General features: G+C 70.6%; 14 protein-coding genes. 6 read left to right on the forward strand and 8 right to left on the reverse strand.

Going from position 1 to position 15,992, the window contains the following annotated elements; translation table 11 throughout:
- Positions 1-36: 36 nt before the first annotated feature.
- The 8 genes from ACFRQN_RS34495 to ACFRQN_RS34530 form a co-directional block, all read right to left on the reverse strand.
- On the reverse strand, positions 37-1,314 hold the full coding sequence (locus ACFRQN_RS34495; RefSeq protein WP_049649193.1) for a thymidine phosphorylase: 1,278 nt from the start codon (positions 1,312-1,314) through the stop codon (positions 37-39).
- Positions 1,315-1,410: 96 nt separating this feature from the next.
- The gene (locus tag ACFRQN_RS34500; protein WP_049649192.1) at positions 1,411-1,821 is read right to left on the reverse strand and encodes a cytidine deaminase; all 411 of its coding nucleotides are present in this window, start codon (positions 1,819-1,821) and stop codon (positions 1,411-1,413) included.
- On the reverse strand, positions 1,818-3,083 hold the full coding sequence (locus tag ACFRQN_RS34505; protein WP_074003914.1) for an ABC transporter permease: 1,266 nt from the start codon (positions 3,081-3,083) through the stop codon (positions 1,818-1,820). Before ACFRQN_RS34505 ends, ACFRQN_RS34500 begins: the two co-directional genes overlap by 4 nt.
- On the reverse strand, positions 3,080-4,240 hold the full coding sequence (locus ACFRQN_RS34510) for an ABC transporter permease (protein ID WP_074003915.1): 1,161 nt from the start codon (positions 4,238-4,240) through the stop codon (positions 3,080-3,082). The genes ACFRQN_RS34505 and ACFRQN_RS34510 overlap by 4 nt, the downstream gene beginning before the upstream one ends.
- 3 nt (positions 4,241-4,243) lie before the next feature.
- Positions 4,244-5,824: an ABC transporter ATP-binding protein gene (locus ACFRQN_RS34515; RefSeq protein WP_079272372.1), complete on the reverse strand. Its 1,581-nt coding sequence runs from the start codon at positions 5,822-5,824 to the stop codon at positions 4,244-4,246.
- A 296-nt stretch (positions 5,825-6,120) separates the two neighbouring features.
- Positions 6,121-7,185 (reverse strand): BMP family protein, encoded by a 1,065-nt coding sequence (locus ACFRQN_RS34520; protein ID WP_380744362.1) that lies wholly within the window; start codon positions 7,183-7,185, stop codon positions 6,121-6,123.
- 276 nt (positions 7,186-7,461) lie between these two features.
- Positions 7,462-8,715, reverse strand: a complete 1,254-nt coding sequence (locus tag ACFRQN_RS34525) for an amidohydrolase (protein ID WP_082345152.1) — start codon at positions 8,713-8,715, stop codon at positions 7,462-7,464.
- Positions 8,716-8,928: 213 nt separating this feature from the next.
- Entirely contained in the window at positions 8,929-10,518 is a 1,590-nt protein-coding gene (locus ACFRQN_RS34530; protein WP_380744364.1) for a methylmalonyl-CoA mutase, read from the reverse strand.
- Positions 10,519-10,653: 135 nt separating this feature from the next.
- On the opposite strand from ACFRQN_RS34530, the gene ACFRQN_RS34535 reads away from it, so the two are divergent.
- The 6 genes from ACFRQN_RS34535 to ACFRQN_RS34560 all read left to right on the forward strand — a co-directional run bounded on the left by ACFRQN_RS34535 (position 10,654) and on the right by ACFRQN_RS34560 (position 15,950).
- A complete protein-coding gene (locus tag ACFRQN_RS34535) occupies positions 10,654-11,409 on the forward strand; it encodes an SDR family oxidoreductase (protein ID WP_049649186.1) in 756 nt (251 codons plus the stop codon).
- Between the two features lie 328 nt (positions 11,410-11,737).
- Complete coding sequence (locus ACFRQN_RS34540) at positions 11,738-12,175, forward strand: 2-oxo-4-hydroxy-4-carboxy-5-ureidoimidazoline decarboxylase (protein ID WP_369808249.1); 438 nt, start codon at positions 11,738-11,740, stop codon at positions 12,173-12,175.
- A gap of 327 nt (positions 12,176-12,502) precedes the next feature.
- On the forward strand, positions 12,503-12,883 hold the full coding sequence (sdhC, locus tag ACFRQN_RS34545; protein WP_074003919.1) for a succinate dehydrogenase, cytochrome b556 subunit: 381 nt from the start codon (positions 12,503-12,505) through the stop codon (positions 12,881-12,883).
- 8 nt (positions 12,884-12,891) lie between these two features.
- On the forward strand, positions 12,892-13,383 hold the full coding sequence (gene sdhD / locus ACFRQN_RS34550) for a succinate dehydrogenase, hydrophobic membrane anchor protein (protein ID WP_049649183.1): 492 nt from the start codon (positions 12,892-12,894) through the stop codon (positions 13,381-13,383).
- 51 nt (positions 13,384-13,434) lie between these two features.
- Positions 13,435-15,177, forward strand: coding sequence for a succinate dehydrogenase flavoprotein subunit (gene sdhA / locus ACFRQN_RS34555; RefSeq protein WP_049649182.1), 1,743 nt, complete (start codon positions 13,435-13,437; stop codon positions 15,175-15,177).
- Positions 15,177-15,950 carry a succinate dehydrogenase iron-sulfur subunit gene (locus ACFRQN_RS34560; protein ID WP_049649181.1) on the forward strand — a complete coding sequence of 258 codons (774 nt, stop codon included), beginning with the start codon at positions 15,177-15,179 and terminating at the stop codon, positions 15,948-15,950. The genes sdhA and ACFRQN_RS34560 overlap by 1 nt, the downstream gene beginning before the upstream one ends.
- The last annotated feature ends 42 nt before the right edge of the window (positions 15,951-15,992 follow it).

Consider the following 15,992-nt stretch of genomic DNA (forward strand, 5'->3'; position numbering starts at 1 on the left):
CCGGTGCACCGGCGGGCGGCTCGTTCACGACCGTGCTCAGGCGATGCGGTCGAGGACGATCGGGTTCGGGGTGAAGGCGGTGCCCGCCGGGGCGACCTCGATGCCGCCGGCCAGGGCCTCGACGGCGTAGTCGAAGCGCTCGGGGGTGTCGGTGTGCAGGGTCAGCAGGGGCTGGCCGGCCACCACGGTGTCGCCGGGCTTGGCGTGCATCTCGATGCCGGCGCCGGCCTGCACCGGGTCCTCCTTGCGGGCGCGGCCGGCGCCCAGGCGCCAGGCGCTGACGCCGATCGCGTAGGCGTCCAGCGTGGTGAGCACGCCGGAGGCGGGGGCCGGGATGACGTGCTGCTCGCGGGCGACCGGGAGCGGGGCGTCGACGTCGCCGCCCTGGGCGGCGATCATGCGGCGCCAGTGGTCCATCGCGGTGCCGTCGCGCAGCGCGTCCGCCGGGTCCTTGCCGTGGACGCCGGCCGCGGCGAGCATCTCGCGGGCGAGCGCGAGGGTGAGCTCGACGACGTCGGCCGGGCCGCCGCCCGCGAGCACCTCGACGGACTCGCGGACCTCCAGCGCGTTGCCCGCGGTGAGGCCGAGCGGGGTGGACATGTCGGTGAGCAGGGCGACGGTGTTGACCCCGGCGGTGGTGCCCAGGCCGACCATGGTGCGGGCGAGTTCGCGGGCGTCGTCCAGGTTCTTCATGAACGCCCCGGAGCCGACCTTGACGTCCAGGACCAGCGCGCCGGTGCCCTCGGCGATCTTCTTCGACATGATCGAGGAGGCGATCAGCGGGATGGCCTCGACGGTGCCGGTGACGTCGCGCAGCGCGTACAGCTTCTTGTCGGCGGGCGCGAGGCCGTCGCCGGCCGCGCAGATCACCGCGCCGACGGAGCCCAGCACGTCCATCATCTCCTCGTTGGAGAGCAGGGCGCGCCAGCCGGGGATGGACTCCAGCTTGTCGAGGGTGCCGCCGGTGTGGCCGAGGCCGCGGCCGGAGAGCTGCGGGACGGCGGCGCCGCAGGCGGCGACCAGCGGGGCGAGCGGCAGGGTGATCTTGTCGCCGACGCCGCCGGTGGAGTGCTTGTCGCTGGTGGGCAGCGGCAGCGAGGAGAAGTCCATCCGGACGCCGGAGCGGATCATGGCGTCGGTCCAGCGGCTGATCTCGTGCGGCTTCATGCCGTTCAGCAGGATCGCCATCGCCAGTGCGGACATCTGCTCGTCGGCGACCTCGCCGCGGGTGTAGGCGTCGATGACCCAGTCGATCTGAGCGTCGCTCAGTTCTCCGCGATCGCGCTTGGTCCTGATGACGGAGATGGCGTCCATGCGTGCTCCAAGAGGGGTTTCAAAAGCGAAGAGTGTCGCGAGATGACCGGGTTCCGGCCCACTCGCGACACTCTACGCGCGTAACAGAAAGGGAGGCTAGAGCCGTTCCGGCCCGAACGCGTCGGGCAGGACCTCGCTCATCGGCTTGATGCCCGAGGCCAGTTCGATCAGCAGCCCCGGCCCGCCGTGCTCGTACAGCAGCTGGCGGCAGCGCCCGCACGGCATCAGCAGTTCGCCGGCACCGTCCACACAGGTGAAGGCGACCAGCCGGCCGCCGCCGGAGGAGTGCAGCGCGGACACCAGCCCGCACTCGGCGCACAGCCCCAGCCCGTACGAGGCGTTCTCGACGTTGCAGCCCGTGACCACCCGGCCGTCGTCCACCAGCGCGGCCGCGCCGACCGGGAACCTGCTGTACGGCGCGTACGCGCGGCCCATGGCCTCGCGCGCCGCCGAACGCAGCAGCTCCCAGTCGATCGCGGGCGGCGCCGCGGGCCCGTCGGCGGTCACTTGCCCTGGCCCTTGCGGTAGATCTGGCCGTCCGCCTTCGGCATCCGCAGCCGTTGCGCGGCCAGCGAGAGCACCACCAGGGTGATCAGGTACGGCGTGGCGACGATCAGCGGGCGCTGCACCTCGTCGGTGAACGAGTACCAGGCGATCAGGCCGGCCGCCACCACGAAGGAGGCCACCGTCGCGGTGTACTTGCGGCGGTACAGGTGCCAGAGCGCAAGCAGCACCATCGCGATGCCCACGATCAGGATCATCACGTGCACCGACTCCGGGTCGCGCAGCTGGAGGCTGTCGGTGAAGCCGAACAGGCCGGCGCCCATGGCGAGGCCGCCCGGCATCCAGTTGCCGAAGATCATCGCGGCGAGGCCGATGAAGCCGCGGCCGAGGGTCTGGCCGTCCTTGTAGAAGTGCGCCGCGACCAGCGAGAGGTACGCCCCGCCGAGGCCGGCGAAGGCACCGGAGGCGATGACCGCGAGGTACTTGTACTTGTAGACGTTGACGCCCAGCGACTCGGCGGCGGTCGGGTTCTCGCCGCAGGAGCGCAGCCGCAGGCCGAACACCGTGCGCCAGAGCGCGAAGTAGCTGACCACGATCAGCGCGCCGGCCACCAGCACGACCACCGAGATGTTGGTGACCAGGCCGCCGAGCACGCCCGCGACGTCCGAGACCAGGAACCAGTGGTGGTTCTCGATGCTCTTCAGCCCGGAGGACAGGCCCGGGACGGTGATGTACGGCAGCGGGTCCGCCGGCGGGGACTGGTTCTGGCCGGCACCGGCCGAGACGTAGTCCTTGTAGTAGATCCGGTTGACGTACGCGCAGATGCCGGGGATCAGCAGGTTGATGCCGACGCCGGAGACGATGTGGTCGACGCCGAAGGTGACGGTGACGACCGCGTGCAGCAGGCCGCCGAGCGCCCCGCCCAGCATGCCGGCCAGCAGGCCGACCCACGGGTTGACCAGGTAGCCCGCCCAGGCACCGCAGAAGGTGCCGGCGACCATCATGCCTTCGAGACCGATGTTGACCACGCCGGCCCGCTCGGACCAGAGACCGCCCAGACCGGCCATGCCGATCGGCACGGCCGCGCCGAGCGCGGCGGTGATCTGCCCGGAGGAGGTCAGCGAGTGGTTGCCGGTGGCCATGCCCACGGCGGAGAACAGCACCAGGGCGCCCGCGATCAGCAGCAGGACGACCGGCCAGGACAGCTTGCGCTTCTTCGCGGGTGCGCCCGGCGCCTTCGCACGCGCAGCGGTAGCCGTGCTCATGCGGACACCTCCTTCTTCTCACTGTTCGCGGCGGCCTGGGCGGCGAGCTGGGCGCCGACCTTCTGCTGCTGGCGCTTCAGGCCGTAGCGGCGCACCAGCTCGTACGCGACGACGACGCAGATGACGATGGTGCCCTTCATGACGTCGACGATCTCGAAGGGGAAGCCGCCCTGGAGCGGCAGCACCGAGCCGGTGACGTCCAGGAAGGCGAACAGCAGCGCCGCGAAGGCGATGCCGATCGGGCTGTTCCGGCCGAGCAGGGCGATCGAGATGCCCAGGAAGCCCAGGCCGGGCTGGAAGCTCTGGCCGAAGTAGTGCGAGTTCTGCAGGAGCTCCGGCAGGCCGATCAGACCGGCGATGGCGCCGGAGACGACCATCGAGATGACCACCATGCGCTTGACGTTCACGCCGGAGGCGGTCGCGGCGGACTCCGAGCGGCCGGTGGCGCGCAGGTCGAAGCCGAAGCGGGTGCGGGTCAGCACGAACTGGAAGACCACACCGACCAGGGCGGCGACGAAGATGAAGCCCCAGAGCGTCCCGCCGGCCGTCTCCATCGCGAAGAAGTGGCTGGACTGCGAGATCGGCTCGGTCTGGATCGAGTTGGTGGTGCCGCTGGTCTTCGGCGCGAAGATGCCGGGGACGAGCAGCAGACCGATGATCGCGGTCGCGATCGAGTTCAGCATGATGGTCGAGATGACCTCGCTGACACCGCGGTAGACCTTCAGCAGACCGGCGACGCTCGCGTACAGGCCGCCGACCAGCATGGCGGTGACCAGCAGCAGCGGGATCTGGATGAAGGCCGGCAGGTCCACCTTGGCGCCGACGAAGGCCGCGAACAGCGCCGCGACCTTGTACTGGCCCTCGACGCCGATGTTGAACAGGTTCATCCGGAACCCGAACGCGGCGGCCGCGGCGGCCAGGTAGTAGGTGGTGGACCGGTTGAGGATGCCCACCTGGCCGTCCGACTTGCTGGCGTACGTGAGCATCACGTTCCAGGCGTCGAACGGGTTCTTGCCCGAGGTCGCCAGCAGGACGGAACAGATCGCCACGGAGAGCAGGACCGCGAGCACCGGCGCCGCCAGCGCGAGCACGATCCGCTCACCGCTGAACCGCTGGGCCAGGCCGGGCTTCGCGGCTGCGGGATTGGGACTGGTCATGGGTTACTCCCCCGCCTGCGGGTCGTCGGCGGTGTCGGTGGGCTGGTGCCCGGCCTCGGCCTCGGTGCCCTCGGCCGCGACGGCCTGCGCCTCGGCGACGGCCTCCGGCTCGGACTCCAGGTGGCCGCTGGCGGCACCGGTCATCGCGGTACCGAGGTCCTCGGCGGTGACGGTGGCCGGGTCGGCGTCGGCGACCAGGCGGCCGCGGTAGATGACCCGGATGGTGTCGGACAGGCCGATCAGCTCGTCCAGGTCCGCGGAGATCAGCAGGACGGCCAGGCCGGCCCGCTGGGCGACCCGGATGTGCTCCCAGATCTGCGCCTGCGCGCCGACGTCCACGCCACGGGTGGGGTGGGCGGCGATCAGGAGCTTGGGCTGGTGGCTCATCTCGCGGCCGATGATCAGCTTCTGCTGGTTGCCGCCGGAGAGCGAGGCCGCGGTGACCTCGATGCCGGGGGTGCGGACGTCGTACTCCTCGACGATCCGCCAGGTGTCCGTCCGGGCGGCGGCCGGGTCCAGCAGCAGGCCCTTGGAGTTGGGCGCCTCGGTGACGTGGCCGAGGATGCGGTTCTCCCAGAGCGGGGCCTCCAGCAGCAGGCCGTGCTTGTGGCGGTCCTCGGGGATGTAGCCGATGCCGGCCTCGCGGCGGGCCCGGGTCAGGGTGCCGGAGAGGTCCTTGCCGTCCAGGGTGACGGTGCCGGCGTTCAGCGGCAGCATGCCCATGACGGCCTCGACCAGCTCGGCCTGGCCGTTGCCCTCGACACCGGCGATGCCGAGGATCTCGCCCTTGCGGATGCGCAGCGAGATGTCGTCCAGGACGACGCGCTCGATGCCCTCGGCGTCGGTCTTGGCGATCCGCAGGCCCTCGACGTCGAGCATCACGGTGTCGGTGACGGTCGACTCGCGGCTCTCCGGGGAGGGCAGCTCGGCGCCGACCATCAGCTCGGCGAGCTGGCGGGCGGTGACGGCCTTCGGGTCGGCGTCGCCGACCGTGGTACCGCGCCGGATGACGCTGATCGCGTCGGCCACCGCGAGCACCTCGTGCAGCTTGTGCGAGATGAAGATGACGGTGACGCCCTCGGACTTGAGGTCCCGCAGGTTGTCGAACAGCGCGTCGACCTCCTGCGGGACGAGCACGGCCGTGGGCTCGTCCAGGATCAGGATCTTGGCGCCGCGGTACAGCACCTTGAGGATCTCGACGCGCTGGCGGTCGGCGACGCCGAGGTCCTCGACCAGGGCGTCCGGGCGCACGCCCAGGCCGTACTGGTCGGAGATCTCCTTGATCTTCGCCTTCGCCTTGGCGCCGATGCCGTGGAGCTTCTCGCCGCCGAGGACGACGTTCTCCCACACCGTGAGGTTGTCGGCGAGCATGAAGTGCTGGTGCACCATGCCGATGCCGCGGGAGATGGCGTCGCCGGGGGTGTGGAACTCGCACAGCTCGCCGTTGATCGCGATGGTGCCCTCGTCCGGCTTCTGCATGCCGTAGAGGATCTTCATCAGCGTCGACTTGCCGGCGCCGTTCTCACCCATCAGGGCGTGCACGGTGCCGGTGCGGACGGTCAGGTTGATGTCGTGGTTGGCCACGACACCCGGGAAGCGCTTGGTGATGCCGCGCAGCTCGACGGCCGGTGTCGCCGTCCCCGCGCTGGGGGTGCCGTCCTCGCGCGGGGGGACGGGGTCGGATGCGGTGATGGCGATCTCCTGGTGGTCTGGAGGCGCGTCGTTGCGCTGGGAGGGCCAAGGGGGAACATGGGGAGACGGAACAGGGCCCGGGGGTACGCGTTGAGCGCACCCTGCCGGGCCCCTCCCGTGAACTGTGTCGTGTTGCGTCGCGCTGCCGGGCAGGCGGCAGGCGCTGCGGCGTCCGGGACGCGCGGGCCTTACTGGCCGGCCGGCGCGGTCGGGATCGTGGTGGCGCCGGACTTGATCGCGTCGGCGGCGGCCTTCAGCTTGTCCTGGATGTCGTCGATCTTGCCGCCGGTGGTGGCGAGCGAGACACCGTCGGCCTTCAGGTCGAACAGCTTGATGCCGGTCGGGGTCTGGCCCTGCTTGACCGACTGGACGTACGAGAACACCGCGGTGTCGACGTTCTTGACCATCGAGGTCAGGATGCTGTTCTTGTACTTCGCCAGGGCCGGCTGGCTGGCCTGGTCGGAGTCGACACCGATGGCCCAGGCGCCCTGCTTGTTGGCGACGGCCTCGATGGCGCCGTTGCCGGAGGAGCCGGCGGCGGTGTAGATGACGTCCGCGCCCTTGTCGAGCTGGCCCTGGGCGGACTCCTTGCCCTTGTCGGGCGAGGCGAAGCCGGTGAAGTCCGGCGGGGTGCTCAGGTAGGTGGTCTCGACCGTGATGTTCGGGTCGACGGACTTCACACCCGCCTTGTAGCCGGCCTCGAACTTCTTGATCAGCTCGGACTGCACACCGCCGATGAAGCCGACGTGCTTGGCCTTCGACTTGTTCGCGGCGGCGACACCGGCCAGGTACGAACCCTCCTGCTCGGCGAAGAGCAGCGAGGTGACGTTGGCCGGCTGGTCCTTGTCGTTCGAGTCGATGATCGCGAACTTCACGTTCGGGTTGTCCTTGGCGACCTTGTTGACGGCCGGCTGGTAGACGAAGCCGACCGCGACGATCGTCTTGTAGCCCGCGTCGATCAGGTTCTTGAGACGGGTCTCCTTGTCGGCCTCGGCCTCGCCCTGCTTGGCCTCGGCCTCGGTCACGGAGACGCCCAGCTCGGACTTGGCCCTGTCGAGGCCACGGGCGGCGGAGTCGTTGAACGACTGGTCGCCGCGGCCGCCGATGTCGTAGGCCATGCCGACCTTGAGCGAACCGTCGCCCGAGCCGGCGGAGGAGGAGTTGTCGGTGCTCTTTGCGCCGCAAGCGGCGAGCGAGGCCATGCCCAGGGAACCCGAGAGCACAACCGCGGCGAGCTTCATTGAACGGCGCAAGGGGATATCTCCTTCTACACGCAACCGTTTGGCGTGGTCGGTCGCCACCGTAACGCGCGTAGAACACGGTTGTGTTACGGGGTGCCAGAGCGTTCGGGTTGTTATCAAACCGTGGTCTGATGTTCTTCCTGAGGCTCTATCCCATGCGCGGACGGTGATCCGAGGTTGGTGCGGCCCAGTTTACGGAACCGTTCCGGACCCCCCGGATCCGACCGTTCCGCTTCACCCGCGCCGCCCCCGGAACCGTCACCCCGCTCCGCCGCGCCCGGCCCGCCGTCAGCTGCCGTCCGCCTCCAGGGCCAGCGCCGAGAACAGCTCCACCCCGATGCCGATCGCCCGCTCGTCCACGTCGAACCGGCCCTGGTGGAGGTCCCGGACGGTGGCGTCGCCGGGCGCCCGGACGCCGAGCCGGGCCAGCGCGCCCGGGGCGTGCTCCAGGTACCAGGAGAAGTCCTCGCCGCCCAGGCTCTGCTCGGTTCCCTCGACCACCTGGGCCCCGTCCGCGCCGAAGCGGGCGTTCATCGCCTCGTCCAACCGCGCGACCGAGACCGCCTCGTTGACCACCGGCGGCACCCCGCGGTGGTAGTCCAGCGTCCACTTGGCCCGGTAGGTCTCGGACACCTTGGCGATCAGCTCGTGCAACAGGTCCGGCGCCTCGCGCCAGCCGTCCAGCTCCAGGCAGCGGACGGTGCCCTCCAGTTCGGCGTGCTGTGGGATGACGTTGGGCGCGGAGCCGGAGGCGATCCGCCCCCAGACCAGGCTGACGCCCCAGCGCGGGTCCATCCGGCGGGCCAGCGCGCCCGGGAGGTCGGCGGCCATCCTGGCGACCGCGGTGACCAGATCGGTGGTCAGGTGCGGACGGGCGGTGTGCCCGCCGGGGCCGTCCAGGTGGAGCACCAGGCGGTCACAGGCCGAGGTGATCGCCCCGACCCGCAGGGCGATCCGGCCGACCTCCACCTTGGGGTCGCAGTGCACCGCGAAGATCCGACCGACGCCCGCCATCCCGCCGGCCTTGATCACGTCCAGCGCGCCGCCCGGCATGACCTCCTCGGCGGGCTGGAACACCAGCCGGACGGGCCGGCGCAGCTCGCCGGCGCGGACGGCCTCCGCCAGCACCAGGCCGGTGCCGAGCACCACCGAGGTGTGCACGTCGTGGCCGCAGGCGTGGGCCCGGCCGGGGACGGTGGAGCGGTACGGCACATCGGTCTTGGCGTCGTCGATGGGCAGCGCGTCGATGTCGGCGCGGAAGGCCAGGAACTCCGTCCCCGGCGTGGTGCCGGGCGGGACGATGTCGACGAGCATGCCGGTGCCGCCGGGCAGCACCCGGGGTTCGAGGCCGGCGGCCACCAGACGGTCGCGCAGCAGCCCGGTGGTTCGGAACTCCTGGCGGCCCAGCTCCGGGTGCCGGTGCAGATCACGACGGAAGGCGATCAGCTCGGGCTCCAGCGCCCGGACCCGGTCGCGCAGATCGGCGGCGGGGCGTACGGCGGCCAGAGTGGCGCCCGACTGAGCGGGCTCAGGACGGTTCATCTCCCCAATCGTAGGCCTGTTGGGGGGATTTGGCCCGACTTCCGGAAAACTAGTCCCCGGATGGGCGCATACCGGCCGGACACGTGGGTATGACATCTTGTTTCAGCCGCCTTCCCCGGGTTGCGTGCCCTGTGCAACGATCCCCCGGGCCGGCGGTCACGGCCGCCAACCCCCCCGACGGCACCGGCGGGTTGACGACTGTTCAGCTGGTGGTCAGAAGCGCTCCACCGGGGCGTACGTCCCCCACACCCCGCGCAGCGCGTCGCACACCTCGCCGACGGTGGCCCGGGCGGCCAGCGCCTCCTTCATCGGGTACAGCACGTTCCCCGTCCCCTCGGCGGTGCGGCGCAGCCCGTCCAGCGCCCGGGTGACGGCACCGGCCGAGCGCTCGGCCCGCAGCCGGGCCAGCCGCCGCGCCTGCCGCTCCTCGATCGCCGGGTCCACCCGCAGCGGCTGGTACGGCTCCTCCGTGTCCGACCGGAAGCGGTTGACCCCGACCACGGTCCGCTCCCCGGAGTCGGTCTCCTGCTGGAGCCGGTAGGCGGTGCGCTCGATCTCGCCCTTCTGGTAGCCGAGTTCGATCGCGGCCACCGCGCCGCCCTGCTCCTCGATCCGGTCCATCAGCGCCCGCGCGGCGGCCTCCACCCCGTCGGTGAGCGACTCGACGGCGTAGGAGCCGGCGAACGGGTCGACGGTGGCCGTCACGTCGGTCTCGTACGCGAGCACCTGCTGGGTGCGCAGGGCGAGCCGGGCGGCCTTCTCGGTGGGCAGCGCGATCGCCTCGTCGAAGCCGTTGGTGTGCAGCGACTGGGTGCCGCCGAGCACCGCGGCGAGCGCCTGGACGGTGACCCTGGCCAGGTTGACCTCGGGCTGCTGGGCGGTGAGCTGCACCCCCGCGGTCTGGGTGTGGAAGCGCAGCATCTGCGAGCGCGGGTCCCGGGCGCCGAATCCTTCCCGCATGATTCTGGCCCAAATCCTGCGTGCGGCGCGGAACTTGGCCACTTCCTCCAACAGGGTCGTGCGGGCCACGAAGAAGAACGAGAGCCGGGGGGCGAAGTCGTCCACGGCCATCCCGGCGGCGAGCGCGGTGCGGACGTAGGCGATGCCGTTGGCCAGGGTGAAGGCGACCTCCTGCGCGGGATCGGCCCCGGCCTCGGCCATGTGGTAGCCGGAGATCGAGATGGTGTTCCAGCGCGGGACCTCGGCCCGGCAGTAGCGGAACACGTCGGCGGCCAGCCGCAGCGAGGGCTCCGGCGGGAAGATGTAGGTGCCGCGGGCGATGTACTCCTTCAACACGTCGTTCTGGACCGTCCCGGTGAGCGCCGACGGCGCCACCCCCTGGGCCTCGCCGACCAGTTGGTAGAGGAGCAGGAGCAGCGCGGCGGGCGCGTTGACGGTCATCGAGGTGGACACCCCGCCGAGCGGGATGCCGTCGAACAGCACCGCCATGTCCTCGACGCTGTCCACGGCGACGCCCACCCGGCCGACCTCCCCGGCGGCGAGCGGCGCGTCCGAGTCGTAGCCCATCTGGGTGGGCAGGTCGAAGGCGACCGAGAGGCCGGTGCCGCCGCCCGCGATCAGCTGCCGGTAGCGGGCGTTGGACTCGGCGGCGGTGCCGAAGCCCGCGTACTGGCGCATCGTCCACGGGCGGCCGGTGTACATCGTCGGGTAGACGCCCCGGGTGAAGGGGTACTCCCCCGGCCGGCCCAGCCGGGCGTCGGCGTCCCAGCCGGCCGGCGACCCGGGGCCGTACACCGGCTCGATCTCGAAGCCGGACTCGGCGCGGCGCGGCTCGGCTGCCATGGGGCCCTCCGGGGCTGGGGGAACGGGGTCCTCGCACTATCGGGCTCCCCGCCGTGCGGGAGGCGACCGGCCCGCCGGAGCGGCGGCGCGGTTGAGATGATCGGGTGAACGACCGATGAGCCCCAGGGAGTGGCAATGACCGAGCAGAAGGTGGCCGTGGTCACCGGTGCCAGCAGCGGAATCGGCGCGGCGACCGCCCGCCGGCTGGCCGCCGAGGGCTTCGACGTGGTGCTGACCGCCCGCCGCACCGACCGCGTCGAGGCGCTGGCCAAGGAGATCGCCGAGCGGGGCGGCTCCGCCCGGGCCGTCACCCTGGACGTCACCGACCGGGCCGCGGTGGACGCCTTCGCGGCCGCCGTCGGCCGGGTGGACGTCCTGGTGAACAACGCCGGCGGCGCGATCGGCGCCGAGACCGTCGAGCACGGCGACCCGGCCGACTGGCGGGCCATGTACGAGGTGAACGTGCTCGGCGTGCTGCAGGTGACCCAGGCCCTGCTGCCGGCCCTGCGGGCGACCGGCGACGGCACGGTCCTGGTGCTCTCCTCGACCGCCGCGCTGGCCGCGTACGAGGGCGGCGGCGGGTACGTCGCCGCCAAGCACGCCGCGCACACCATCGCCGCCACGCTGCGGCTGGAGCTGTGCGGGGAGCCGATCCGGGTGATCGAGATCGCCCCCGGCATGGTGAAGTCCGAGGGCTTCGCGGTCACCCGCTTCCGCGGCGACGAGGAGAAGGCCGCCGCGGTGTACGCGGGCGTGGCCGAACCGCTCACCTCGGAGGACATCGCGGACACCGTGGCGTGGGCGGTCACCCGGCCCTCGCACGTGAACATCGACCTGCTGGTGGTCCGCCCGAGGGCGCAGGCCGCCAACCACAAGGTCCACCGCGACTGAGCCCGGGAACGGGCGGGGAGGGCGCTGACGTGCAGGTGTCAACGTCACAACTTGATAGCTCGTCCGGATGAATTCGGCGCGCGCCCTCCCCAACTGATGACCGCTCAACTACCTTTGAGGCGCTGAACGACCGGCGCTCGCGCGCCCCTCGGCAGCCCCCATCCCACCTGCGCACCACCCCGTTCCACCGGCACCTTCCCGCCCTCACGAGGAGGACCCGCTGGCCAGCGACATCCCGTCACAGCGGCTCGACGTCAGAACAGAGCCGACCCTCCTCGGGCTGCACCGCTTCAACGAAGCCGACGCCGGTGCCGCCGAGGAGGCCCTCCTGGCCTGCTGCGGCAGCCACCGCTGGGCCCTGCGCCTGACCGCGCACCGGCCCTACCCCGACATCGAGTCCCTGCTGGCCGCCGCCAGCGAGGCCTCCTACGACCTCCGACCGGCCGACCTCACCGAGGCCCTGGCGGACGAGAGCTGGATGCCGCAGCCCCTGCTCGGCATGCGGGCTCCCGGCAGCCAGGCCGCCCACACCGCGCTGCGGGCGGCGCACGCCGCGTACGAGGCCCGGTTCGGCCACGTCTTCGTGGTCTGCCTGGAAGGGGTCGCCCCGGAGGAGATGCTCGACACCGTGCTCTCCTCGATCCGCACCCGCCTCGCCAACGACCCGGACGAGGAGCGGCTGATCGCGTCCGACGAACTCCGCCGGATCGCCCTCACCCGACTGGAGCACCTGGTCGCCACCCACCCGGAGACCGCGGCGCGCTGAGCCCGCATCACGCCCCCTCTTCACCCTGCCGGGTGACAACGATCACGAAACCGCCCGGACGAGTGAACCGACCCCGCTACCGGATCCGACCGCCGCGCCCCGCGCCCACCGACGCGGGGCGCGAGCATGTCGTCACCCATCGTGATGACTCCGGGTTTGGTTCCCGCCCCACTAGGCCAGAAGTGCCTGATTGATCACACCTGGGGCCCCCGGAGGCGGTTCACGACAAGGCGTCGATAGGATGCTGGCGGCCGGTGGACCGTACCCGGCCGGGCTGACCGACACCGAAGCCGGCCGAGCCCCCAATCGCTTCCGGAGGGTTTTTCCGTGCCGGCTGGAACGCTGTACCGCGGCCGGGAAGGCATGTGGAGCTGGGTGGCTCATCGAGTCACCGGCGTCCTCATCTTCTTCTTCCTGTTCGCCCACGTCCTCGACACCGCCCTCGTGCGAGTGTCGCCGGAGTCCTACGACACCGTCATCCAGACGTACAAGACTCCGCTCGTGAACCTGATGGAGTACGGCCTGGTGGCCGCCATCCTGTTCCACGCCCTGAACGGCCTGCGCGTCGTCGCAGTGGACTTCTGGTCGAAGGGCCCGAAGTACCAGAAGCAGATGCTCTGGAGCGTCGTCGGCGTCTGGGTCGTCCTGATGGCCGGTTCCTTCTACGGGATCCTCCAGCACACGCTGATCTCCTGGTTCGGGAAGTGAGCCGAGACATGTCCACGGAATACTCCGACGCCATCGTCGTCCCCTCGAAGCAGGCGCACACCGGCAAGGGACTGGGCACCGGCAACCCGGCCGACGCGTTCGTCATCGAGCCTCCGCGCAAGCGGACCACGAAGACCCCGCGTCGCACCCGCACCAACTTCGAGATGCTGGCCTGGCTCTTCATGCGCCTGTCCGGTGTCGTTCTGGTCGTGCTGATCCTCGGCCACCTGCTGATCATGCTGGTGCTCGACGGCGGCGTCTCCAAGATCGGCTTCGCCTTCGTGGCCGGCCGCTGGGCCTCGCCGTTCTGGCAGGGCTGGGACCTCCTGATGCTCTGGCTCGCCATGCTGCACGGCGCCAACGGCATGCGTCAGGTCATCAACGACTATGCCGAGAAGGACTCGACCCGGCTCTGGCTCAAGGGGCTCATGGGTACCGCCACGGTCTTCACCGTGCTGCTGGGCACCCTGGTGATCTTCACCTTCGACCCCAACATCTGAGCCGCGAGCACCATCGACCATCGGCAGAGGCCAGAGGCGAGTTAACCCCCCATGCAGATTCACCAGTACGACACCGTCATCGTCGGCGCCGGCGGCGCCGGCATGCGCGCGGCCATCGAGTCGACGCAGCGCAGCCGCACCGCCGTCCTGACCAAGCTCTACCCGACCCGGTCCCACACCGGCGCGGCCCAGGGCGGCATGTGCGCCGCCCTGGCCAACGTCGAGGAGGACAACTGGGAGTGGCACACCTTCGACACGGTCAAGGGTGGTGACTACCTGGTCGACCAGGACGCCGCCGAGATCATGTGCAAGGAGGCCATCGACGCCGTCCTCGACCTGGAGAAGATGGGCCTTCCCTTCTCCCGCACCGAGCAGGGCCGGATCGACCAGCGCCGCTTCGGCGGCCACTCCCGCAACCACGGCGAGGCCCCGGTCCGCCGCTCGTGCTACGCGGCCGACCGCACCGGCCACATGATCCTCCAGACGCTGTTCCAGAACTGCGTCAAGCACGGCGTCGAGTTCTTCAACGAGTACTACGTCCTCGACCTGCTGATCAACGAGGGCAAGACGGCCGGCGTCGTCGCGTACGAGCTGGCCACCGGCGAGATCCACGTCTTCCAGGCCAAGTCGGTCGTGTTCGCCTCCGGCGGCACCGGCAAGTTCTTCAAGGTCTCCTCCAACGCCCACACCCTCACCGGTGACGGCCAGGCCCTGGTCTACCGCCGCGGCCTGCCGCTGGAGGACATGGAGTTCTTCCAGTTCCACCCGACGGGCATCTGGCGCATGGGCATCCTGCTCACCGAGGGCGCCCGCGGCGAGGGCGGCATCCTGCGCAACAAGGACGGCGAGCGCTTCATGGAGCGCTACGCCCCCGTCATGAAGGACCTCGCGTCCCGTGACGTCTGCTCCCGCGCGATCTACACCGAGATCCGCGAAGGCCGCGGCTGCGGTCCGGACGGCGACCACGTCTACCTGGACCTGACCCACCTGCCGCCGGAGCAGCTGGACGCCAAGCTGCCGGACATCACCGAGTTCGCGCGCACCTACCTCGGCATCGAGCCCTACACGGACCCGATCCCGATCCAGCCCACCGCGCACTACGCCATGGGCGGCATCCCGACCAACGTCGAGGGTGAGGTCCTGCGCAACAACACCGACATCGTCCCGGGCCTGTACGCGGCCGGCGAGGTCGCCTGCGTGTCCGTGCACGGCGCCAACCGCCTGGGCACCAACTCGCTGCTGGACATCAACGTGTTCGGCCGCCGCGCGGGCATCGCCGCCGCCGACTACGCCAACGCGAACGGCTTCGTCGAGCTGCCCGAGAACCCGGCCGAGAAGGTCCAGGCCCTGGTCGACGGCCTGCGCGAGGGCACCGGCACCGAGTCCGTGGGGCAGATCCGCAAGGAGCTGCAGGAGACCATGGACACCAACGCCATGGTGTACCGCACCGGCGCCACCCTGAAGCAGGCGGTCGAGGACATCGCCGCGCTGAAGGAGCGCTACAAGAACGTCTCCATCCAGGACAAGGGCTTCCGCTACAACACGGACCTCCTGGAGGCCGTCGAGCTGGGCAACCTGCTCGACCTGGCCGAGGTGCTGGCCGTCTCCGCGCTGGCCCGCGAGGAGTCCCGCGGCGGCCACTACCGCGAGGACTTCCCGACCCGTGACGACGTGAAGTTCATGCAGCACACCATGGCGTACCAGGAGGTCGCCGCCGACGGCAGCACCTCCATCCGCCTCGACTACAAGCCGGTCGTCACGACCCGCTACCAGCCGATGGAGCGTAAGTACTGATGAGCACTCCGACCGTGGAGAAGCACTCGGCCGCTCTGGACGCGGTCGAAGCCGGTGCCGTCCAGCCGATCACCGTCACCGTCCGGATCCGCCGGTTCAACCCGGAGGAGCACCCGGACCCGGTGTGGGTCGACTACCAGCTGACGATGGACCCGAAGGAGCGCATCCTCGACGCGCTCAACAAGATCAAGTGGGAGCAGGACGGCACCCTCACCTACCGCCGTTCCTGCGCCCACGGCATCTGCGGCTCCGACGCCATGCGGATCAACGGCCGCAACCGGCTGGCGTGCAAGACCCTGATCAAGGACGTCAACCCGGAGAAGCCGATCACGATCGAGGCCATCAAGGGCCTCACGGTCCTCAAGGACCTGGTCGTGGACATGGACCCGTTCTTCCAGGCGTACAAGGACGTCATGCCGTTCCTCATCACCAAGGGGAACGAGCCGACCCGCGAGCGCCTGCAGTCCGCCGAGGACCGCGAGCGCTTCGACGACACCACCAAGTGCATCCTGTGCGCCGCGTGCACGTCGTCCTGCCCGGTGTTCTGGAACGACGGCCAGTACTTCGGCCCGGCCGCCATCGTCAACGCGCACCGCTTCATCTTCGACTCGCGCGACGAGGGTGCCGAGCAGCGCCTGGAGATCCTCAACGACCGTGAGGGCGTGTGGCGCTGCCGCACCACCTTCAACTGCTCGGAGGCCTGCCCGCGCGGCATCGAGGTCACCAAGGCGATCCAGGAAGTGAAGCGGGCCCTGGTGACCCGCCGCTTCTGATCCCACCCGCCACACCGGAGGCCCCCGCCCGATCCTCGGATC

This window comes from Kitasatospora sp. NPDC056800, from assembly GCF_042789775.1.
Lineage (GTDB): Bacteria > Actinomycetota > Actinomycetes > Streptomycetales > Streptomycetaceae > Kitasatospora.